Here is a 1,436-nt window from a genome sequence, read left to right as displayed (position 1 = left end):
GTTCCTGACGCTCCCGGCTGATGGGGATACGCTCAAACTGGCTGTGTCCCATGATGATGGCGTCGTAGTTACCGGTGGCAATACGGGCGCAGAACTTTTTGCGGTTATGGGTCTCAAAGTCCTTTTTGGTTGTGACTAAGATGTTGGCAGAAGGATAGAGGCGCAGAAACTCCGACGCCCACTGCTCGGTCAGGTGGTTTGGAACCACAAAGAGAGATTTCTGGCATAAGCCCAGGCGTTTAGCCTCCATCGCAGAGGCCACCATCTCAAATGTTTTGCCTGCGCCCACTTCGTGTGCCAGCAGAGTATTACCGCCATACAGCACATGGGCAATGGCATTCAGCTGATGTTCCCGCAGGGTAATTTCCGGGTTCATGCCGCCAAAAGTGATGTGGCTGCCATCATACTCGCGGGGACGGGTGGAGTTCATTTCCTCGTTGTACTGGCGCACCAGAGTCTGTCGGCGCTCCGGGTCTCTCCAGATCCAGTCCTTGAAGGCTTCCCGGATAGCCTGCTGCTTTTGGGCAGCCAGGGTGGTCTCCTTGGCGTTCAGCACGCGGCGCTCTTTTCCATCTGCGTCCTCTATGGTGTCATAGATACGGACATCCCGCAGGTTTAAGCTGTCCTCCAAAATCTTGTAGGCATTGGCACGGCTGGTTCCGTAGGTGGTCTTGGCAGCTACATCACTATAAGGAACAGAAGTTTTTCCTGTGATCTGCCATTCAGCGGTAAAAGACGAGTACTTGACCTCGATATTTCTCTGGAGATAATACGGTGTACGAAAGGTTTCGTACATAAACTGCTGGATGTACTCCTTGTCGATCCAAGTAGCGCCCAGACGCACCTCGATCTCCGACGCATCCAGGTCCTTGGGCTGGGCGGCGGTAAGAGCTTCCACATTGACTGCATAAACCGGGTCCTGCTGTGCCGCCCGCTGTGCCTGACGCAGTTTGCGGCGTACATTGCCGGAAAGGTATTCATCGGCGGTCACATAATGGGGCGATCCGTCCTGCTCCAGCTGTCCCGGTACACGGAAGATCACACCTTGCAGTTCTCCGGCCAGTTCTTCTTTTGTTTTTCCGGTAAGCTGGCTCATATAGCCCATATCCACGCAGGCTTTTTCCGAGATGGACACCGCCAGCGCTTCACTTGCCGTATCCACCACAGCCACTGCCTGATGGGGCTTGATGGTCCGTTTGGTGAACATATCCGCCTTGCGCTCCAGCTTTCCGTCCTCATCAATGACTTCCAGCGCACAGAGCAGGTAATAGGAAGAATCGTCTGCATAGGCCAGACGGTTTGCACGGTCATTGATGAGACCGTATTTGGCAGAAAAGCTGTCATAGAGCCGGTTCAGCTCTGCCTGTTTCTCCTGAATAGCGCTGTCCGGAACCGCTGCATCCATCTGAAGGTCGATCAGTTCCTGCACACAATCA

Annotated in this window: 1 protein-coding gene; it reads right to left on the bottom strand. The window is 54.2% G+C overall.

The window, feature by feature from the left end; genetic code table 11:
* Positions 1-1,436, bottom strand: a 1,436-nt coding sequence (locus tag LI241_RS15445) for a DEAD/DEAH box helicase family protein (protein ID WP_227151454.1), incomplete at both ends; no start/stop codon positions are given.

Source organism: Longicatena sp. 210702-DFI.1.196, assembly GCF_020563125.1.
GTDB lineage: Bacteria > Bacillota_I > Bacilli_A > Erysipelotrichales > Erysipelotrichaceae > Longicatena > Longicatena caecimuris.
The sequence above is the reverse complement of the archived record's forward strand: the minus strand, read 5'-3'. Positions and strand labels throughout refer to the sequence as shown.